Source organism: uncultured Chryseobacterium sp. (assembly GCF_913776365.1).
Lineage (GTDB): Bacteria > Bacteroidota > Bacteroidia > Flavobacteriales > Weeksellaceae > Chryseobacterium.
Window position 1 is genome coordinate 1 of the sequence record NZ_CAJYMO010000255.1, and the last position, 21,585, is coordinate 21,585.

A 21,585-nucleotide genomic window follows, 5' to 3' on the forward strand; every position below is an offset into this window, starting at 1 on the left:
TACAGGACAACAACCAGTATTTCTGGCTGGTGCTGCTGGTTATCGGTGTCGGGATCTTTATTACGGTACTCAGTACGGTAGTGGCCACCTGGAGGTTCCTGAGATCAAACGTTGACGACTTATATTATTCTTAACATGAGCAAAAAAACAAATAAATTTTCCGCCGACAGCTTCGGAAAGGAAACAGCTGAAGCCCCGGAAGAAAATACGTTCTATTTCGGGAAACAGAACTTCAAATGGATGCTGATCGGGTTTATCTGCATCGTGGCCGGCTTTCTCCTGATGATGGGCCCTGATGCCAACACGGTAGACGGAAAATTCAATCCGGATGCTTGGAACGAAGGCATTTTCTCCATCCGCAGGATCAGGATTGCCCCGCTGTTGGTGGTGATCGGGTTTGCAATCGAAGTCTACGCGATCCTGAAAAGAAAATAAAAATAAACTTTTATTGAAAGGATTAAGAAATTGAGAAATTCAGACCGCAGGGTCTGGAGCCCTTGATTTCTTAATCTTTTAATTTTTAAATAAATTATGGATGTATTCAAAGCAATCATTATTGCTATTGTCGAAGGCTTAACGGAATATCTTCCGATTTCTTCAACAGCCCACATGGGTTTCACAGCCAATTTAATGGGGCTGGAAGAAACCGAATTCCTGAAAATGTTTCAGGTTTCCATCCAGTTCGGTGCCATCCTTTCCGTGGTGGTTGCGTACTGGAAGAAATTTTTTGACCTGAATAACCTGCAGTTTTATTTCAAACTGGCTTTTGCGGTGATCCCGGCGTTGGTACTGGGATATCTGTTCGATGACAAAATTGAAGCGGTCTTAGGAAACCAGGTGGCCATTTCTGCGGTACTGGTGCTGGGAGGAGTGGTGTTGCTGTTCGCTGACCGATGGTTTAAAAATCCGAAGATAGAAGATGAAAAAGGAATTACCATTAAAAAGGCAGTCACCATCGGATTCTGGCAGTGCCTGGCGATGATGCCGGGAACCAGCCGGAGCGCGGCCTCCATTATCGGGGGAATGACCCAGGGGCTGACAAGAAAAGCAGCAGCGGAGTTTTCTTTCTTCCTGGCGGTCCCTACGATGCTTGCCGTAACGGTATATTCCGTCTTTGTAAAAACGTGGGGCAAAGAAACCCCGAATCCGCAGAAAGGCTATGAAATGATCATGGAATCCCAGGACCATCTGATGGTCTTCATCATTGGAAATGTCGTGGCTTTCGTCGTAGCCCTGATTGCCATCAAAGCTTTCATCGGGGTACTCAATAAATACGGGTTCAGGCCCTGGGGCTGGTACCGTATTTTTGTTGGGATTGCTTTACTGATTTATTTTTACTGGTTCAGATAAAGGGGCCGGAAAGACAAGATCAGTCTTGTTTTTATTTTTTGGGCAGCTGATCCGCCTTCCGCTCCCGCTTTTTTACCGCCGCTTTGCGCCGGTAAAAAGAGCTCCGCTCAAGTCGGGCTGCGGATGATACACCCCATCAATAATAAAAGAAACAGAAACAATGAAACTGCATATTTTCGGAGCTTCAGGAAGCGGAGTAACCACGCTGGGGCACTCACTGGGACAAAAGCTCGGCACTGCCTATTTTGACAGCGATGACTATTTCTGGCTGAAATCGGAGCCGCCCTTCACCATGAAACGGGATCCGGAGGAAAGAAACCGGATGCTCAGCAGGGATCTGGATACCACAGGACACTGGATCCTCGGAGGTTCTGTCTTCCGTTGGGGAGACGGGTTGCTGCCTGATTTCGATCTTGTGGTGTTCCTCTATCTTCCGCCTGCAGCAAGAATGGAGAGATTGAAGAAACGGGAATGGGAAAGGTATGGGGATCTTATTTTTACCGATGAACAGAGAGCGGCGCAGCATCAGCAATTCATAGACTGGGCGGCCGGCTATGATCACGCTACCGGACTTACAGGCCGGAATCTCCAGGCGCATAACGACTGGCTTAAACAGATACAGAGCCCTGTACTCAGAATAGAAGGCACACAGACGGTGCAGGAAAGAGAACAGTTGATTATGCATAAAATGAACGAATTGAAAATTCTGGTTCCGTAAAAATTGACATCATAAGAAAAAAAGGCATGATCCTGTCAGGCTGATGTATACTTCAGCCGGTCGCAATGTCTTATAAAATATAACTTAAACTGAAATCATCACCGATTTGATGACTTGAAAATGACTGCAGAAGACTTACAATCAGGACATATTTTCCTACTCGACAAACCGTTGGACTGGACGTCCTTTCAGGCGGTCAACAAAATGAAGTACAAGCTCAGAAGAGAGTTTGACCTGCCTAAGAAGTTTAAAATAGGACACGCCGGCACACTGGATCCAAGGGCAACAGGGCTTCTTATTGTCTGCTGCGGGAAATTCACCAAAAAGATCCCTGAGATTCAGGATGCCCCGAAAGAGTACCGGACCGAAATAAAAATAGGCGCACAGACCGAATCCTACGATACGGAAAAGCCGGAAATTCTTCACCGGGATATTTCGCAGATTACCGGAGAACATATTACAGCATCTCTGGAAAAATTTATAGGTGAAATAGACCAGACCCCACCAGTATTTTCGGCCATTAAAATCGACGGAAAAAGAGCTTACGACCTGGCAAGAGCAGGAACTGAAGTAGAAATGAAATCCCGGAAAACCACCATCCTTTATATCCGTGAGGTTACAATCGATCTTCCGTTCGTCAGTTTTACTGTAGGCTGTTCTAAAGGGACTTACATTCGGAGCCTGGCGCATGACATCGGGCAGGACCTGGGAGTGGGGGCCTACCTTACCCAGCTGAGAAGAACGAAAATAGGAGAGTACCATATTGAGGATGCCACCCCGGAATTTCTGGAAAATGACTTCCGGTTCGGAAGCTGATTGTTTTCAGAACGGCTGCTGGCTGAAATTCTGTTTTTCTTACTAAATTTGCAGCAGCACAAGAGAAAAAGGTAAGATCGCCGGCATTTTAACATCATCCGGTGCAGCTGAAAATGCCGGAGTAGCCCGATCAGAGGAGCCTGACTGTTATATCAGCTTAATCAAAAACGGTTGCAGGCACCGTACTCACAGAATCAGTGGGAAATCGAAGGGAAGTTTCAGACTTTTCAGGAAGAAGCAAACAACCGTATCAATTTTTCAGTAATAAAATACTACCGGTAACGGGAAAGACAAATGGAAAAGACACGTATCAACAAATATTTATCCGAGGCAGGATACTGTTCCCGCCGGGCAGCCGATAAGCTCCTGGAAGAAGGAAGAATTACCATTAACGGACAAATTCCCGAGCTGGGAACCAAGGTTTCCGATGAAGACGTTATAGAAGTAGACGGAAAGCCGATCCGTGAGACGGAGGAAGACCATGTATACATCGCTTTCAACAAGCCGGTAGGAATCGTATGCACTACCGATACCAAACGTGAACAGAACAACATCATCGATTATATCAACCATCCTAAGAGGATTTTCCCGATCGGAAGACTGGATAAACCCAGTGAAGGGCTGATTCTTTTGACCAGCGACGGTGATATCGTCAATAAAATCCTGCGTTCCCGGAACAATCACGGGAAAGAATACATTGTACGGGTAGACAAACCCATTACCCCGAAATTCCTGGAGAAAATGCGCAACGGAGTACCGATCCTCGACACGGTGACCAAGAAATGCGAAGTGGAGAAAATTGATGAGATGAATTTCAGAATCGTACTGACGCAGGGCCTGAATCGCCAGATCCGCCGCATGTGCGAGTACCTGGGCTATGAAGTGAAGAAGCTGAAAAGGATCCGGGTGCTGAACATCAAACTGGATCTTCCCATCGGAAAGTGGCGGGACCTGACCCCGGAAGAACTGGAAACCCTGCAGCAATCGGTACAGGATTCAAGCAAAACTTTCGACTGACGGGAAAAATGACCTGGCATAAGTATACCGCCGGTATGGTCTGCTGCAACAGATGCCGCCGGACAAGGCCGGTTTTTTAAGATATTAATCTGCCGTTATCCGGTTACCAGGTATGCGTGACATCCTGAAATAAAGCCCCGTATGGCCTGGGTCCCGACAGGATGAAGATCATTTCAGGTACAGTTTCATTCTCGCCTCATATTCCGGTTTCAGTTTCAGCAGCTTCCAGATTTTACGTTCGTCTTTTTCGCTGAGCCGGTAAAATATGATTTTGTCAGCAGAATATTTAAAATACGGATGGTTTCTGAGCCATTCTTCCGGTGCATCGGATAAATTGTATCTGGGCACACCGGCAGTAGTGAGCGGTGCAGCAGTCAGCAGTTTCTTTACCTTTTCAGTGTCGATGTTATAGGTAGTCAGGATCTGGTCTTTCGTCATGAAGCCGCCCAGTTTTCTTCTGAAACCTATGATGGAGCCTGCACTTTTTTCATCAAGCCCGAATTCCACGAGCTGTCTGAAAGTAATGGTATTGAGGTCGGTTTTTGAAAAATCGGTTTCCTGCTGTTTCCCTGCTGCCTGTTTTGTATCGGGGACAGTTCCGGGCGGAGCCAGCCGGATGTACGGTTTCATCTCCTCAAACTTTTCCGGCGAAACCACAAAGCATCGTTGGAGGTCTTCAGCTGCTCTGAAGCGGCCTCCCAGGTTCCGGTCGCGGTAATGGATAATGATTCCGGCCTGTTTTTCGGAAAAACCCAAGGCTTTCCAGCCTTCAGCGTCCAATGCATTCGGATCGAAAGGGCGGTAACCGGTTTTTTTCTTCCCTGATGCCTGGCTTCCTGCATACCGGCGGAAATCTTCAGGTGTTTTTTCCGGCAGCAGCAGGTATGGACTCAGTTTGCGGAAGTTTTCTCTACTGATGATAAAACACTCCCGGAACTTTTCCTTGCTCACAAAGCTTCCGCCCAGGTAATCCTTATACTTCAGGATGGCCAGAGCCTGTTTTTCACTGAAGCCCATTTCTTCCCAGTCTTCTGCAGTCATCCGGTCAGGATTAAATTTCACGGAAACGGAAACGGTATTTTTCTTTCCCGCCGTAAATTGTGGTGTCCCGGCTTCCCCGGCAGTTTCCGGAAGAAGGATGTATTTTTCCAGTTCTCTGAATTTCTCTTCTGAAACGGCAAAACATTTTTTAAACTGTTGCTTTGAAACAAAGGTCCCGCCGACCACCTTTTTGTAATTGAGAATTGTAGCAGCCTGTTTTCCGGTGAATCCCAGGAGCTGCCATTGGCGGGCATCAAGATCATTGGGGTCAAATTCGGTAAGAGGTGCGGAATAGGAAGATGGCGTTGGAGATGCCAGGAACCGGACATCGGAAAAGTCTTCCTTCCCGGAACCGGTATATCTCTCAAAGGCCAGCAGAGCAAGGATAAGGACGCCCATGAACGCCAGCTGTCGGTAGTATATTTTTTTCATCGCAGTAAACTTACTTATTATACTGCGCTTTTGCAATATGCCTGCTGCAATTGCATCATGCATGTCTTCCTATTGACTGAAACAGATTAAAAAAATAAAGTGTTATGGTTAAAATGATTAAAAAACCAATTAATCCTGATCCTTTTCCGTCAGCGAATCCTTCAGCTTCAGCAGTTCGGCTTTCACAAATTCCAGCCGGTCGATCAGGGTAATCGTTTCGGAAATCCTGCTGTTGGTGGTGAGGGCTACTTTGGCTCCGTCCAGGGTGTAGCCTTTTTCTTTCACCAGGTGATAGATCATCTGCAGGTTCCTGATGTCTTCAGGTGTGAAATAGCGGTTGCCCTTTTTGTTTTTTTTGGGTTTGATGATAGGGAATTCCTGTTCCCAATACCGGATCAGTGAAGTGTTTACATCAAAAGCCTTGGCTACTTCTCCTATGGAATAATACAGTTTATCAGGTAAATTTATCTTCATGATCGGAATCCTAAGGCTCAAAGATAAATAATTTTTTAAATTTCATCAAAAATGGAAGCAGCAATAACGGGGACTTATTTTGCCGTTCAAGCGATAAAAGCCGTCCCGGTCTCCGGGAAAATCGGTTGGTTTTCATTATTTTTGGTTAAAATAAAATCCTGATGAATTCTATCTCTGTCCTTCACATCGATCTCTTCCAGCAGGGTAGGAATATTCCGGATTTTTACTTCAGTACGATGCGGAATCACCTGGCCACGAGCCACCGGCATATCGAAAAAGCGCACCGCCATGACTTTTACGCCACCATCCTTTTTACCGGCGGAAGCGGGACTCACGAAATCGATTTCCTGAAATACGAGGTTTCGGCAGGAAGCTTATTCTTTATGTCCCCGGGACAGGTTCACAGTTGGGAACTTTCAGAAGATATCGAAGGCTATATTTTCTTTTGTTCGCAGGATTTTTATGAAATGCATTATGTCAATCAGAAGTTAAGGCATTTCCCGTTTTTCGGATCCGTCAGTTTTCCCAGGAAATTACAGTTGGATGCACCTGAAATGGAAAGTACGGTTCATCTGATGAATGCTCTGCAGGAAGAATATCATTCTCAGCACCTGATGAAAAGCGGGCTGATGCTTTCCCTGATGTCGCAGATTTTCATCCGGTCAACACGGTATTTTTCCAGGGACGCCGGCCATTCGGTATCATCAGCCAGCCTTTCGTATTCCAAGCATTACCAGGAATTCGAACGACTTGTGGAAGAACATTTTACAGAAGAAAAGTCCATTGCTTTTTATGCTGCGCTGCTGAACATTTCCCCGAAGCATCTCAACCGCATTACTCAGACGGTGGTCCGGAAAACCGCTACCGACGTCATTACGGAAAGGGTAATCCTGGAAGCCAGAAGAATGCTGATGTATCTGGATGAAAGCCTGGTGGAGATTGCTTTCAGGCTGGGTTACGAAGAATATTCCTATTTTGTAAGGGTTTTCCGGAAAACCTCCGGGATGACGCCGACGCAATTTATTAAAATGTATAAGTCCTAACTTTAAAAAGATAACTGGAATGGCCCTTCAAAAACGGTATCGAATGAATCCGTCATATTTCCTTTTTCATCAAAAACCCCGATCGTCATATTCTGTTTTGAAAATCTGATCTCTTTTTCAGGGAATGTAATGTTGATATTGCCCTTCAGGATCTGATTGCCTTTCAGAATAATATTGTCCGGGCCGAAGAAATCGATTTCGGCATTCCCGGGAGCAATTACTTTTATGGTTACTATTTTCCGGTCATTCGATTTGTTTAAAAGCGTGTATATAAAAGTATTGGTTATTTTTCCGTCTTTTATGAAAAATGTGGACCCGGCAGGTTTGATAAACTTGGCTTCCATTGAACCCCGGTCATACATCAGAAATCCCAGAAATCCGATCAGCAAAGTTAAAATAACAGTTGTTGCTTTCATTTTTGGAGTAAACCTGAAGGGTTCCCGGTTTTCAATCTCAGCTTCTGTAGCATAGCGGATGAGTCCTTTCGGAAGACCGGTTTTTTCCATCACCTCATCGCAGGCGTCAATACAGGCCGTACAGTTGATGCATTCCAGCTGCTGGCCGTTCCTGATGTCGATTCCGGTAGGGCAAACCACCACACATTGCCGGCAATCGATGCAATCGCCTTTACCCAGCGCTTTCCGGTCTTCATTATTTCTCCATTTCGAACGTCCTTCGCCTCTTTTGAAATCATAATACACATTGATGGTCTGCTTGTCGATCAAAACACCCTGAAGCCGTCCATACGGGCATATCAGCGTACAAACCTGCTCGCGAAGCCAGGCAAACACAAAATAAAACGTAGATGCAAAACCGATCATTCCTAAAAATTTCAAAGAATGGCCGGCCGGTCCTTCCAGAATGATGGTGAAAACCTCTTCGTAGCCGACGATGTACATGAACATGAAATTGGTAATGATCACTGACAGCAAGGCAAATACTGACCATTTGATGATTCTTTTCCGGATTTTTTCTGAGTTCCATTCCTGGCGTTCAAGCTTCATCTGCTTATTCCGGTCACCTTCGATCAGGTATTCTATTTTCCTGAAGACGCTTTCCATAAAGATGGTTTGCGGACACAGCCACCCGCAGAAAATTCTTCCGAAAACCACGGTGAAAAGCATGACAAAAATAACCGAAGTAACAGCTCCCAAAGCCAGAATGAAAAAGTCCTGCAGATAAAAAGGCTGTCCGAGAATGAAAAATTTCCGGTCAATAACATTAAACAGTAAAAAAGGATTGCCGTTGATCTTTACAAAAGGAAGTCCGAAGAACAAGACCAGTAACAAATAGCTTACGTAATTCCTGTAATCCGTGTATTTCCCTTTGGGCTTCCGGGGATAGACCCATTTCCGTTTTCCGTTTTCGTCCATGGTTCCCACTGAATTTCTGAAATCTTCATATGGGAGTTCCGGAGCCTGAAAATTGCTGGATGGTATATTCATCGTTTTGAAAGGTATTTGAAAATGTCCGTGAGAATTTCGATGGTATTCAATAAATTCTCATTTTTACTGTTCGGAATGAAAAATATTTCTGTTATTTTTTCTTTGCAAAGCTCTGAATTAAATAAACACTCTCCTAATACCATCTTCTTATCAAATAGGATAATTCGGACATTCCAAATAAAATATTTTAATTACTCAGGCAGAGAAAATAAACTTTGAATCTTCTCCGTCTTATCGTAAATTGTACCCTTTAAAATGACATGGTATGAAAAATATCTTGAAAGCCGGCTCTATTGGTTTGGTTTTAGTAGTACTGAACTGCAAATCAGTAAATACAAGTAATATGTTTTATGAGGATAAAAAGCCGGAAAAAATTTCGGACCAGTTTAAGTTTACGGAAGGGCCTGCTTCGGATAAGGAAGGGAATGTCTATTTTACCGATCAGCCGAATGATAAAATTTATTACTGGGACTGGAAAACCAATAAGGTTATCGAGTTTATGGACAAGACAGGCAGAGCCAACGGAACGCATTTCGACAAAGACGGCAACCTGATTACCTGCTCCGACCATAAAGGAGAAATCTGGAAAATTTCCAAAGATAAAAAAGTGGAAGTGATGCTTACCCATTTTGAAGGCAAAAGACTGAACGGCCCCAATGACGTTTGGAATGATAAATTCGGAGGCATGTATTTTACCGATCCTTTGTATGAGAGGGATTACTGGGTGGATTTTAAACATGAAACGCCCCATAAAAGCCTTTATTACAGAAGTAAAGAAGGAAATGTGACCAAAATCGAAACCTTTACCCAGCCCAACGGAATTATCGGAAGCCATAAGTTCAACAAGCTCTATGTTTCCGATATCGATGCCGGGAAAACCTATGTATATGAAATTTTAGGGGAAGGCAAGCTTTCGGAAAAAAAGCTGTTCTGTGAAATGGGATCGGACGGTATGACGATGGACAAGCACGGAAACGTATATCTTACCGGTGAGGGCGTCCATGTCTTCGATAAGGAAGGGAAAAAAATCCACCACATCCCGATCGACGAAGATTGGACGGGGAACGTAACGTTTGGAGGAAAAGACAATGACGTATTGTTTATCACGGCCAGCAAATCCGTGTATATATTGCCGACAAAGGTGAAAGGCATACATTGATATGTAGGTGTAAATTAATACATTAAAGTAAAATATAAAAGCGGACCTGGTAATACAGGTCCGCTTTGTATATAAAGTACAGACTTCAGTGTAATGGAGTCTTTTGTCAAGAACCGGTGTCAGCCTGAAATCAGGGAACCCAGAAATTCTATCAGAACATTCATCACGATGCGCAGCATACCGTTTGCTGCCCATCGCAGCAGGCGGTTCCGTTTTGGTATATATTTCCTGATCATGAACTTTCCCTTTTTAATTAATGAGGCAACCGTCTGGTCTGAGTGCTTTTCCGCAATCAGTAGGCCACTTCCATTTTTATTTTCTTTCCTTTCAGTCTTTCATTGGAAAGTTTTTTCAGCAGCTCATTGACTTTATTCCTGGAAACGGCCACATAGGAAGTCGTATCTTTTACTTCAATCAGGCCAAGCTCTTCTTTTTGAAGTTCGCCTTTTTTCATCAGATAGCCTACAATATCCACTTTATTCACCTTGTCTTTTTTCCCGGCACTGATGTAAAGGGTCTGGAAATACGGTTTTTCCGGAACTTTGGTAAATCCTGCAACAGTTTCCTCCGGCGTGTCATTTTTAATGAAAGGGAAATTTTCTTCCGCAGTCATGATCAGATAGACAAAGCCTTTGGCATTCATCCTCGCGGTACGGCCGTTGCGGTGGATAAAAGCATCTTCTTTATACGGCAATTGATAATGTACGATGGACTCAACCTCAGGAACATCAAGTCCTCTCGAGGCCAGATCGGTAGTAATTAAAATCCTGGATGAATCGTTTTTGAATTTCAGGAGCGCGCGTTCTCTTTCGTCCTGCTCCATTCCGCCGTGGAAGGTCTCCCTGTCGATTCCTTTTTCACGCAGAAGTTCAGAAATCCGGTCAACTGCTTCACGGTGGTTGCAGAAAATCAACGTTCTTTTATTCCCGATTTTGCAGATGAGATTGAACAGGGTATCCAATTTTTCTTCGGAAATCGTCATTACTTTTTTTAACTGGATATCAGGTCTTGCTTCAGCCAGTTTCAAAAAATCAACCACTTTTTCATTTTTCAGCCCTGTAAACTCAGGAATTTCATCCATCGCTGTTGCGGAAGTCAGGATTCTCTGGGAAATATTTTTTAAGGAATGGGAAATGAATTCCATATCTTTATGAAAACCCAGTTCAAGCGCCTTGTCGAATTCATCCAATACCAATGTTTTAATCGTTGAAGGATCGAAATTATTATTTCTTATATGGTAGACGATTCTTCCCGGCGTACCGATTAAAACTGCCGGAGCCTGGATTAAATTATTCACTTCAATCTTTTTATCGTGGCCGCCGTAACAGACCGAAACTTTAAAATCGGTTCCCATCGATTTGAACACCTGCTCGATCTGTAATCCCAATTCTCTTGAAGGAATTAAGATCAGCGTCTGAATTCCGGGCGTATTCTTCTTCAGGTTTCTGAGAACAGGAAATAAAAATGCCAGCGTTTTCCCTGAACCTGTGGGAGACAACAGCACGACATCCTGATTATTTTCCGTTGCTTTATAAGTAGATTTCTGCATCTGATTCATATCCTGAATCTGCAGTTTCTGATAAATTGATTCTAATTCCATGATGCAAAGGTAGTGAAGAAAATCAAGGTTTAAAGTTCAATATTTTGTGTTTCATAGGAAACCGTAATTATGAATCATTTTTCGTTGATAGATTTTGATCAGGAATTTAAAAACTATTTAACCTTAAACTTTTTCATTCCTCGAAAACTGATTTAGAGAGGAAACATGAATTTTAAAAATCAGGTTATGAATGGAAGTCCATACAGATTATTATCAGATTAAAGCATCCACTCCGTAATTGCGGGAATAAAAACGAATTTAAAATGTTGCTGGATAGCATTTTAGCCGGCTGATCTTTATTCATCAGCTGATGTTGACTAATTTTAGGTATTGTCATTAAAATTCATTATCTTTGCACCCACTTTTGGGGTAGCCAGGTTTGAAAAGTAAACAACTTATAATTAATGACTTCCGTATTTTTTAATCCGCATTGATTCAGACCGTTAAAAAAGAAGGAATACAAATTTTATCAGAAAATGTCAAAAGAGACAAATTCAGCAGAGGTTTTATTAAACCAAAACGTAGCACCGGAACAATTTGACTGGGATTCTTTCGAATCAGGTCTTGATGCTGATGCAAGAAAAGAAAAAAGCGATCTTGAGGAAATCTACAACGGATCTTTGAACAACCTTGACGATAACGACGTATTGGTTGGAAAAGTAGTAAGATTAACTGACAAAGAAGCTATCGTAGACATCAACTTCAAATCCGAAGGTGTTATTTCTCTTAATGAATTCCGTTACAACCAAGGCCTTAAAGTAGGTGACGAGGTAGAAGTAATGGTGGACAGAAGAGAAGACAAAACCGGACAGTTACAGTTATCTCACAGAAAAGCAAGAACGCTTAAAGCTTGGGATAAAGTAAACGAACTTCACGAAACAGGTGAAATCGTTAACGGTTTTGTGAAGTCTAGAACGAAAGGAGGTATGATCGTAGACGTACACGGAATCGAAGCATTCTTACCTGGTTCTCAGATCGACGTTAAGCCAATCAAAGATTACGATCAGTTCGTAGGAAAAACTATGGAGTTCAAGGTAGTGAAAATCAACCCTGAGTTCAAAAACGTAGTAGTATCCCACAAAGCATTGATCGAAGCAGATATCGAAGGTCAGAAAAAAGAAATCATCGCTCAGTTGGAGAAAGGACAGGTTCTTGAAGGTACTGTTAAGAACATTACTTCTTACGGGGTATTCATCGACTTGGGAGGTGTAGACGGATTGATCCACATCACCGACCTTTCCTGGTCCAGAGTGAACCATCCATCTGAAATCCTTGAGGACGGACAGACGGTAAAAGTGGTTATCCTTGATTTCGATGATGAGAAAACAAGAATCCAGTTAGGTATGAAGCAACTGGAAGCTCACCCTTGGGATGCGCTTTCTGCTGATATGAAAGTGGGTGACAGAGTAAAAGGAAAAGTAGTGGTTCTTGCTGACTATGGTGCATTCGTAGAAATTGCTCCGGGTGTTGAAGGTCTGATCCACGTTTCTGAAATGTCTTGGTCTACTCATTTGAGATCTGCAGGTGATTTCGTAAAAGTAGGTGACGAAGTGGAAGCTGAAGTACTTACCTTAGACAGAGAAGACAGGAAAATCTCTTTGGGTATCAAGCAATTGAACAAAGATCCATGGGAGAATATCGAAACTAAATATCCTGTAGGTTCCCAGCACGTTGGAACGGTAAGAAACTTTACCAACTTCGGTGTATTCGTAGAGCTGGAAGAAGGAATCGACGGATTGATCTACATCTCTGATCTTTCCTGGACTAAGAAAATCAAGCACCCGTCTGAGTTCTGTGCAGTAGGTGATAAACTTGATGTAATCGTTCTTGAGCTGGATATCCAGGCAAGAAGATTATCTTTAGGCCACAAGCAGCTTCAGGAAAATCCTTGGGATGCTTTCGAAACGAAGTATGCTGAAGGAACCATCCACGCCGGTAAAGCGGTAGAAGTACACGATAAAGGTGCTTCCGTACAGTTTGAGGATGCTGAGGTAGAAGCTTTCTGCCCTTCAAGATTATTAGAGAAAGAAGACGGATCCAAAATCAAAAAAGGAGAAGAAGCTGATTTCAAAGTAATCGAGTTCAACAAAGAATTCAAAAGAGTAGTGGTTTCCCACACCGGAATCTTCAGAGATGAAGAAAGAAAGAATTCAAGAGAATCTTCTAACAACAGATCCAACAATACATCATCTTCTTCAAATAACGAAGAGAGATCCACTTTAGGGGATATCGATGCATTGGCAGAACTGAAAAGAAAAATGGAAGAAGGGAAATAATTCCTGAATCCATCTGATATAAAGAACCACTCTCCGGAGTGGTTTTTTTATGCAATACTGTTGAATAAGAAAAAGAAATATTTTTGCTAATTATTCAATCATATGAGAAAAATTATTATTTTTGATCTGATTAAAAAACAGTTTAACTATAAAAGCATTTTTACTTGTGCTTCTGGCGTTTATTACGTCAGTCTCTGCCCTCCGGGCCCAAACCGATTTTGTCATCTGTATCGATAACAGCGGTTCTATATCCAGTCAGCGGTTTGATGAAATAAGTGTGAGCGCCAAGAAGCTGATCGAAAGCATTCTGGCCTGTAATCCGAAGAACAGGGTTTCGGTGGTTCATTACGGTACCGATACGGCTGAAAAAACGTACGCAACCCTCATTCCGAGAATTTATATTGAATCGGATTTTACCAATAATATCAGCATAGCCCAGAATTTTACCAGAAAAATGAATGGGGGCGATCATTTCCATGAAGCGTTGGGGCTTATGGGGTATGCCTTGGATCATTATTACAGTGCTGAGATTATCAGTCCGCAAACCGAACTGAATCATGCCCCGAGCTCATCGCTGGCTGTTGTTTTATTCAGTGATGCCGACAGGGCAACGGGAAACCTGGATAACGGTTCTTACCTGGTGAACTATTTCGATCCTACGGTAGGAAGCCCGGCCGCCTTTAAGAATGTTTCTATATTTAAAAAAAATAGAAAAGCAAGATTTGCCGTTGTACATATGAGCCCGGATACCTTTTCTACGGAAGCCGGTGCTTCCATTGCCAGCTCAGGAGGTTCTTATTTCGGATCGGTGGAAAGCAATACGGATGATCCGGATTTCGGACTTTCCCCACGATTGTACTTCGGAAAAACAGATTTTGTCCTGACGAACAGTGAGATCCAGCAAATTACAAATAGTTTCTGTGCCAATGCAGGAGGAGGAAGCCTGGATATGTACTACGAACTGAATGGATGTCAGGGCTTCAACAGCGTACAGAGTGTATACGGAAGTTACTACCTTCCGGACGGCGCTAATCTTGTTAATTTAGAACTGGCAGTCGTAAGCCTTGCCACCGGTAACCAGTTTCCGGTATCCTTCAGCCCGAACTTTATAGCACCTAACCAGTACTGGCAGCAGCTCTCAGTTTCTGATTTTACTTCAGTGCCGGCCAGCGAACAGTATGGTCAGTTTAAATTACTGATAACCATGATTTATGAGGTTGGTGGCCAGATCTATACAGCCTCCAGCTGGAATAATTATCCGTATTTCAATTATGACATTACTTTCGAATGCACGCGTAATGCGCAAAAAACAAACAACAATCACCGGAAAGAATTCAAGCTGGACCGCAATGCAGATCCTAATCATTACACAAAGACTGAGACAGTAAACAGAATGATCCTAACACCGAATCCTACTGACGGACGTTTCAGTATACTGATGGACAAAGCTGTTGAGAGAGGAACTGTTAATATAATGGATGTTTCTGGAAATATAATCCAAAGTTCAATACTGAAAAACCAGAAAGAGACCCAGATCGATATCTCTTCACAGAAACAGGGAGTCTATATTATTACGGTCATGGCTGGCAGCAATGAAATCTACTCTCAGAAAATTATAAAAAAATAAAAAACATATTATACCGATCCTTTAAAAGACTGCCGCCAGGCGGTCTTTTTCTGTACAGTAAAATATCACAAAATCGTGTGGTAATAATTTTATAAAAAATACAAATATTATATTATTTTATTGTTAATTATTTGTAGATTAGCGGCTTTAATAGTGTATATGAAAAAAGTAGCTTTACCCCTTTTATTTGCGGTATCTTCATTGTTTCCATCTGTACTTTTTGGACAGGATAATGATAAATTGATTAAAGATTATATTTCTCAAAATAAATTGCGGGAGTATAAGAAATCTGATCTTGCCGGTTTTGTTGTTGATAATATTGATCCTTCAAATTCCATGGGAGGAAATGTTGTGAAATTCCAACAGACTTATCATGGCTTTCCTGTTTACAATGCCGGAGGAGCAGTATTGGTAAAAGACAATAAAATTGTTTACTATACAGATAATTTCGTTAAAGATTACAAATCGGCTGCAACGGCTGTTGTCTTGGTAAATAAGACGGCTGCACTGCAAAAAGTTGCACAAAACCTGCAGAAACAGGCTCTTGAAAATTATCCTGTCTTGAGCTTTACCGATGCTGATCCGCTGGATGGTAAATTTGTAAAGCAAAGGCTGGTCTATACGGAAGATGCCGGAAACCTTAAGCTTGCTCATGAATTTTCGTTTCCTGAACCGGGGTCATCCAGCTATTGGAATATTCTTGTGGATGCATCCAATGGAGATATCCTTAGCAAGCAGGACCTGAACCTTTCCTGCAATTTTCATCAGGATGCTTATTCTCATGATCATTCCCACGCCCATAATGAATTCATTGGTCCGCTCAATAAAACTTCACAGGCAGCGACTTACTTTCTGGCACCGGACAATGCTTCTTATAATGTTTTCCCATTGCCTATCGAATCCGCTACTTTCGGTTCCAGATCCATTGTAAATAATCCCTGGATCCTGACCGCTTCCCCGGAAGGCTGGCATTACGACGGTACTACACGGTATACGACAACCAGAGGAAATAATGCCTACGCTTACGAAGATGTTAGCGCGGCAAACTTACCAGGACTTTCACCGGATGCAGGTGCTTCAAGGAATTTTGATTACCCGTTCAGCATCAATGCAGACCAGTATGCCAACCAGAATGCTTCTATTACCAATCTTTTTTATATCAATAATAAAGTTCACGATATTTTCTATACTTTCGGTTTCACTCCTGCTGCCAAAAACTTTCAGAACAATAATTTCGGACAGGGCGGCACAGGAAACGATTATGTACTCGCTGAAGCACAGGATGGAGGCGGAACCAATAATGCCAATTTCTCAACGCCTACTGAAGGAAGCAGGCCTAGAATGCAGATGTTTATGTGGAGCCCGGTAAACAGGTTGTTTTTCTATAACAGCCCAAGTGCGGCGATACCGAGACAGCCGGTGGCCGGAACTGCCCAGTTCGGTAATCCGCTGGATGCTACCGGGGTTACCGGAAATGTACAGCTTTCTTCCGTTCTGGACGGATGTACTGCCATACCGGCCGGCTCTCTGACAGGAAAAATAGGATTGATCGAGAGAGGAACCTGCGCATTTACAGTTAAAGTAAAAAATGCCCAGAATGCAGGTGCCACAGCGGTGATTATTTATAACAATATAGCTGGTGCCGTAGGAGGAATGTCCGGTACTGATGCTACTATTACCATCCCATCGGTATTTATCACCAATACGGAAGGTGCATACATTAAAAACCAGCTTGCTGCCAATACGACAGTAAATGTTACTCTTAAAGATGATCCGGCTACCAGTGTTACTCCGGACGGAAGCTTCGATAATGGGATTGTTGCCCATGAATACGGTCACGGAATTTCCACCCGTCTTACGGGAACAAATGTCGGGTGCCTTAATTCTTCTGCGGACAAAGAGCAGATGGGAGAGGGATGGTCAGACTTTTTTGCTCTTATGCTGACAAACAAACCTGGCGATAATGCTGCTGTGCCGAGAGGAATCGGGACCTATGCAGTAGGTCAGGCAACAGATGGCTTGGGAATCAGGCCGGCCAGATATTCTCCTGATTTTGCCGTTAACGATTATACGTATACTGATACCAATGGTATGGAATATACCAATTCAAACGGACAGGTGGTTCCGGATGTACACTCTATCGGATTTGTATGGGCGACTACATTATGGGATCTTCACTGGCAGTATGCTGCAAAATACGGTTATGCATCTGATGTAACAGCCAATCCGAACAGCGGAAGTGCCAGGGTACTGCGTCTGGTAATGGATGCCTTAAAACTACAGCCTTGCTATCCAACCTTTACTGAAGGAAGGGATGCCATCCTTGCTGCAGAACAGGCTACCACACAGGGAGCCGACCGTTGTATGATCTGGAGGACTTTTGCCAAAAGAGGAATTGGGGTAAATGCTTCTGCAGGATCCAAAACCAACATCAACGACCAGGTTCAGGATTTAAGTGTGCCTTCAGATTGTGTATTGGCAACAGAAGAGGTTGGCAACGTGAAAAACAATACCATTTCCATCTATCCGAACCCGGCTAAAAACGAATTTTTCATCAATTTCCCAACCAAGACTTTAGGAAAAGTGAGCGTTGAAATTTATGACATGTCCGGAAAACTGGTTTCCTCCGAAGATAAAATTTCTCCGGATGCGAAAAAAGCAATCGCTACGGATAAACTGGTTAACGGAACTTATATGGTAAAAGTAAAAGGAATCGGTATCGATACCGCCTCCAAACTTCTTATCAATAAATAATACGATTTCCGTATTTGAGTTTAACTCCGGCGCAGGCTTTGCCTGCGCCGGAGTTTTTTGTGATCAGCAGAGTACCGGAGTATTTATCCTGAAAATTGTATCTTTGCAGGCTGTAAAAAAAAAGAATTATGAAGAAGAATGTATTGAAGGGAGTACTGTTTGTTGGACTGGGAGCAAGCATATACGGAATGCTGGCGACATTCGTTAAATTGGCTTATGAAGAAGGATATACAACTTCTGAAGTAACGACCTCCCAGTTTGTATTAGGCCTTGCAGGCCTTCTGCTGCTGAATTTTTTCCAGACCGTTACTTCAAAAAAAACGCTGGCTTCGCCGACTGCTAAAGAAACGAGGCAACTGGTCCTGGCCGGAACTTCACTGGGCTGTACCAGTCTCTTCTACTACCTGGCTGTTCAATACATCAATGTTTCGATTGCCATTGTCCTGCTTATGCAGTCCGTATGGTTCAGTGTAGTGGTGGAAAGTTTCCTGACCAGAAAATTGCCGAATGCCAGAAAAGTAATATCGGTAATCATCGTACTGGCAGGAACGGTGATGGCTACCAATCTGGTCAGTACACAGATCGAACTTGACCTTCACGGGGTTTTCTGGGGACTGATGGCCGCGGCTTCCTACACCCTTACCATGTTTACCTCCAACACCCTGGCTACCCACCTGCCGGTATTCAGGAAAAGCATCATCATGCTGTGCGGAGGATCGGTTATTATTTTTATCTTTTTGTTTTTAGCACAACTTGGTCCTTTGCATTTCGAAAGCCTGAAAGCATTGTACCTGAATTTTACGGAACATACCGGACATATCCGGCCGTTCCGCTATTCTATCTTATGGAAGTACGGACTCATCCTGGCTTTATTCGGAACGATCATCCCTCCGGTCCTGTTCAATATCGGCTTCCCCAAAGCCGGCCTTGGGCTTGGGAGTATTGTTTCTTCACTGGAACTTCCGGTTTCAGTTACCATGGCTTTCCTGTTGTTGGGTGAAAAGGTGGAAGCGGTACAATGGATTGGGATTGCCATGATCCTCTTTGCGATCGTACTGATGAATCTTCCCCCGCGCAAAGGAACAGGTATTCCTGATATGCAGTAAGAAACAGGATGCTAACTTTAAAATAATCTGTAAAACTGTTCCGTTTGGAACGGTTTTTCTTATTTTTAGCCGTAAAATATCCTCATGAAATATATAAATATCCTTTTGACAGCAGCTATGATATCACTTGGGTTGGCCACTGCAGATGCACAGGTAAAACCGCTGGATGCCGAACTTACGGATTACCGATATCCGTTTGAAGTAAGATTCCTTACGCTCAGTTCCCAGAAGCAGCCCCTGAAAATGGCTTATATGGATGTGCAACCGAAAGTAGCAAATGGAAGGACCATCATGCTTCTCCATGGAAAGAATTTTAACGGTGCATACTGGGAACAGACAGCGCGTGACCTTTCGGGCAAAGGTTTCAGGGTGATCATTCCGGATCAGATCGGTTTTGGTAAATCTTCAAAGCCCCAGACTTATCAGTTTTCTTTTTCCCAGCTGGCAGAAAATACCAAGGCCATACTGGATGAACTCCATATTGATAAAACCATAGTACTCGGGCATTCCATGGGCGGAATGGTGGCAACCCGGTTTACACTGATGTATCCTGAAAAGGTACAGCAACTGATCCTTGAAAATCCCATCGGGCTGGAAGATTATAAGACATTTGCCTCTTACCAGACTATTGATCAGGCTTATCAGTCAGAACTGAAGAATACGGCGGAATCCTATAAAAATTACCAGCTGAAGTTTTATTATGACAATCAATGGAAGTCCGAATACCAGCCGTGGCTGGACCTTATTGCCGGCTGGACACTTCATCCTGATTATCCTAAAGTTGCCTGGGATGCCGCCTTAACTTCCGATATGATCTATAATCAGCCGGTATGCTACGAATTTAAGAATATAACAGTCCCGACTTTGCTTATCATAGGTACAAGAGACCGGACTGCCATAGGAAAAGACAGGGCACCGAAAGAGCTGCAGCCTAAAATGGGACAGTATCAGGAGCTGGGTAAAAAAACACAGCAGCAGATTCAGGGCTCAAAGCTGGTGGAAATTGAAAATGTAGGGCATCTTCCGCATATTGAAGTTTATCAGACATTCTGGAAAACACTGTATGATTTTATAAAGTAGTTAATATTGCATATTATCCCACTGTCGGCGTATCTTCTTCTTTCAGGATCTTCTTTTCCTTCATGGAGAGCATCATCCGTTCGCACTTGTATTGTTCCCAGTCGAAACGGTTCAGAAAATCAAGGGCTGCCTGGAATCCGCGGTTGAAAAGATCTTCTTTTTCTTCTTTTTTCATAAAAAAGTTAAGCCAGTTGCTGTTCCCGCAGTTAACGGCCTGGATGCTGAAAAGATGGTAAAACGTATGCTTGGTGAGAAAGCTTTTGTCGTTGAATCCCCGCAGGGTATCAATGATGTTCCCGGCAAAGGTAACGGGAGATTTCAGTATTTCTTCACTGGTCTTGCCTTTTTTTTCAGAAAGGATGTCGGGGTCGCTGGTAAGCTGAACACCGAACAGCGGCATTCTCGGATAAAAAATATCAGTGTCGTGAAACAGGTCGATCGGAAAATTGGAGATGCTGCCGCCGTCGATAAAGATTCCTACGGGATTAATATTTTCGGGCTGGGTATTCATCCAGAATTTCCAGGCATATTTCACGGAGTCTTCTTCCAGGTTGATTCTTTTCTGCATCGGTTCAAAGAAGAAAGGCACCGACATGGAGGCACGGACAAATTCTGCCGGGCTGCTGTGCTTCAGCTCTTCTTCAGACCAGTACAGGTTGGCCATCGTCGGAAGCTGCACTTTCACTTTTGCATTGATATCCGTAGTCACTACCACATATTCCGATTTCAGCAGATAAAACGGATCCTGCTGATAATAGGTATTATTGACGGTACTATCATAAAAAATACGGTACCGGATCTCATCGATATGCTTTTTATTGTTTTCCCGGATTTCTTCGATACTCTGCAGCGCCCGCCCGTAATATTCGGTAGTGTTGCCATAGCGGTAGTTCAGGTTCAGGGCTTTTCCCGTTTTTACAAATTTCTCATTGAGCTGCGCGACCGTCCGGATGCCGAATCCTGTCAATACTTCTTTCATCTGCTCCGTAAAAACATGACCGGGATTCAGCCCGGAATTTCTTTTCCGCAGATTGCCGTAAAGTTTTGCTATGCAGGCGGTAAGGATCAGGACCAGAAAAAGCGGAATGGCGAAAAGTACTTTTGTTTCCCAGATGGCATCCGTTGGAAAAATAAACGCAAGAATCCCGAAAAATACAAGAATTCCGATGATCAGAAAAGTATTGATCTTTATGAAATTTTTATTGTTCAGCATGGCGTGAATGGTCTTTTTTACGTAAGCTCTGCCGTCCATAAAATCGGCAAAGTTCCAATTGAAGAGGATATCACGGATCACGTCGCTTTTCATTTCTTCCTTGGTTTTGCAGGCGGCAATCAGCATGGTATTGATAGCGCCTGCACTCGTTCCCGCCACTTTCAGAAACCGGATCCCGAAAATTTCAAGACCGTAAAGGTATCCGACAAGCGCGCTGCCCCAGACCCCGCCGCCCTCCTGCACGAATTCCACATATTGGTTTCCCCGGGCATCGAGAATGTCTGAAAATTCTTTGGGAGAAATATGCGCATACAGGGCAGCCAGCTTTTCGCGGGATGCGGAGGAAAGGGTAGGGTCCTCCAGGATTCGGTTTAAGGTTTCCGGGGTCATAGCAATGGTTTTGTGAGAGGTATCGGTTATGTTTTATCAGATTC

At 43.3% G+C, this 21,585-nt stretch carries 17 protein-coding genes and 1 pseudogene; 13 read left to right on the forward strand and 5 right to left on the reverse strand.

The genetic code is table 11. The features are described from left to right. From QZ735_RS19540 to rluF, 6 genes and pseudogenes are all read left to right on the forward strand, one after another. Positions 1 to 134 (forward strand): annotated as a pseudogene (locus tag QZ735_RS19540) (ABC transporter permease); the annotation flags it as partial. Between the two features lies 1 nt (position 135). Then, positions 136 to 435, forward strand: coding sequence for a DUF3098 domain-containing protein (locus QZ735_RS13100; protein ID WP_294249211.1), 300 nt, complete (start codon positions 136 to 138; stop codon positions 433 to 435). A gap of 96 nt (positions 436 to 531) precedes the next feature. Next, positions 532 to 1,350 carry an undecaprenyl-diphosphate phosphatase gene (locus tag QZ735_RS13105; RefSeq protein WP_294249213.1) on the forward strand — a complete coding sequence of 273 codons (819 nt, stop codon included), beginning with the start codon at positions 532 to 534 and terminating at the stop codon, positions 1,348 to 1,350. 160 nt (positions 1,351 to 1,510) lie between these two features. Further along, the gene (locus QZ735_RS13110; protein ID WP_294249215.1) at positions 1,511 to 2,068 is read left to right on the forward strand and encodes an adenylate kinase; all 558 of its coding nucleotides are present in this window, start codon (positions 1,511 to 1,513) and stop codon (positions 2,066 to 2,068) included. Between the two features lie 120 nt (positions 2,069 to 2,188). Continuing rightward, complete coding sequence (truB, locus tag QZ735_RS13115) at positions 2,189 to 2,884, forward strand: tRNA pseudouridine(55) synthase TruB (RefSeq protein ID WP_294249217.1); 696 nt, start codon at positions 2,189 to 2,191, stop codon at positions 2,882 to 2,884. A 294-nt stretch (positions 2,885 to 3,178) separates the two neighbouring features. Further along, positions 3,179 to 3,901, forward strand: coding sequence for a 23S rRNA pseudouridine(2604) synthase RluF (gene rluF / locus QZ735_RS13120; protein ID WP_294249219.1), 723 nt, complete (start codon positions 3,179 to 3,181; stop codon positions 3,899 to 3,901). A gap of 168 nt (positions 3,902 to 4,069) precedes the next feature. Here rluF and QZ735_RS13125 read toward each other — a convergent pair whose 3' ends face one another. Together QZ735_RS13125 and QZ735_RS13130 are read right to left on the reverse strand one after the other, a co-directional pair. Next, positions 4,070 to 5,374, reverse strand: a complete 1,305-nt coding sequence (locus QZ735_RS13125; protein ID WP_294249221.1) for a helix-hairpin-helix domain-containing protein — start codon at positions 5,372 to 5,374, stop codon at positions 4,070 to 4,072. 129 nt (positions 5,375 to 5,503) lie between these two features. Further along, complete coding sequence (locus tag QZ735_RS13130) at positions 5,504 to 5,848, reverse strand: MerR family transcriptional regulator (protein ID WP_294249223.1); 345 nt, start codon at positions 5,846 to 5,848, stop codon at positions 5,504 to 5,506. Positions 5,849 to 6,009: 161 nt separating this feature from the next. On the opposite strand from QZ735_RS13130, the gene QZ735_RS13135 reads away from it, so the two are divergent. Next, complete coding sequence (locus tag QZ735_RS13135; RefSeq protein ID WP_294249224.1) at positions 6,010 to 6,891, forward strand: helix-turn-helix transcriptional regulator; 882 nt, start codon at positions 6,010 to 6,012, stop codon at positions 6,889 to 6,891. A gap of 2 nt (positions 6,892 to 6,893) precedes the next feature. On the opposite strand, the gene ccoG is transcribed toward QZ735_RS13135, so the two are convergent. Beyond that, entirely contained in the window at positions 6,894 to 8,336 is a 1,443-nt protein-coding gene (ccoG, locus tag QZ735_RS13140) for a cytochrome c oxidase accessory protein CcoG (protein ID WP_294249226.1), read from the reverse strand. 265 nt (positions 8,337 to 8,601) lie between these two features. Between ccoG and QZ735_RS13145 the strand changes: the two genes are divergently transcribed. After that, positions 8,602 to 9,495: an SMP-30/gluconolactonase/LRE family protein gene (locus QZ735_RS13145; RefSeq protein ID WP_294249228.1), complete on the forward strand. Its 894-nt coding sequence runs from the start codon at positions 8,602 to 8,604 to the stop codon at positions 9,493 to 9,495. 292 nt (positions 9,496 to 9,787) lie between these two features. Here QZ735_RS13145 and QZ735_RS13150 read toward each other — a convergent pair whose 3' ends face one another. Beyond that, on the reverse strand, positions 9,788 to 11,095 hold the full coding sequence (locus QZ735_RS13150) for a DEAD/DEAH box helicase (RefSeq protein WP_294249230.1): 1,308 nt from the start codon (positions 11,093 to 11,095) through the stop codon (positions 9,788 to 9,790). A gap of 476 nt (positions 11,096 to 11,571) precedes the next feature. Here QZ735_RS13150 and rpsA point away from each other — a divergent pair, with 476 nt between their 5' ends. The 5 genes from rpsA (at position 11,572) to QZ735_RS13175 (ending at position 19,938) form a co-directional block, all read left to right on the forward strand. Continuing rightward, the gene (rpsA, locus tag QZ735_RS13155; protein WP_294249232.1) at positions 11,572 to 13,371 is read left to right on the forward strand and encodes a 30S ribosomal protein S1; all 1,800 of its coding nucleotides are present in this window, start codon (positions 11,572 to 11,574) and stop codon (positions 13,369 to 13,371) included. Positions 13,372 to 13,537: 166 nt separating this feature from the next. Continuing rightward, positions 13,538 to 14,998 (forward strand): T9SS type A sorting domain-containing protein, encoded by a 1,461-nt coding sequence (locus QZ735_RS13160; RefSeq protein ID WP_294249234.1) that lies wholly within the window; start codon positions 13,538 to 13,540, stop codon positions 14,996 to 14,998. Positions 14,999 to 15,157: 159 nt separating this feature from the next. Beyond that, entirely contained in the window at positions 15,158 to 17,752 is a 2,595-nt protein-coding gene (locus tag QZ735_RS13165) for a T9SS-dependent M36 family metallopeptidase (protein WP_294249237.1), read from the forward strand. 125 nt (positions 17,753 to 17,877) lie between these two features. Beyond that, positions 17,878 to 18,858 (forward strand): DMT family transporter, encoded by a 981-nt coding sequence (locus QZ735_RS13170; RefSeq protein ID WP_294249281.1) that lies wholly within the window; start codon positions 17,878 to 17,880, stop codon positions 18,856 to 18,858. An 84-nt stretch (positions 18,859 to 18,942) separates the two neighbouring features. Beyond that, on the forward strand, positions 18,943 to 19,938 hold the full coding sequence (locus QZ735_RS13175; protein ID WP_294249238.1) for an alpha/beta hydrolase: 996 nt from the start codon (positions 18,943 to 18,945) through the stop codon (positions 19,936 to 19,938). Positions 19,939 to 19,951: 13 nt separating this feature from the next. On the opposite strand, the gene QZ735_RS13180 is transcribed toward QZ735_RS13175, so the two are convergent. Then, entirely contained in the window at positions 19,952 to 21,541 is a 1,590-nt protein-coding gene (locus QZ735_RS13180) for a patatin-like phospholipase family protein (protein ID WP_294249240.1), read from the reverse strand. Positions 21,542 to 21,585 lie beyond the last annotated feature (44 nt).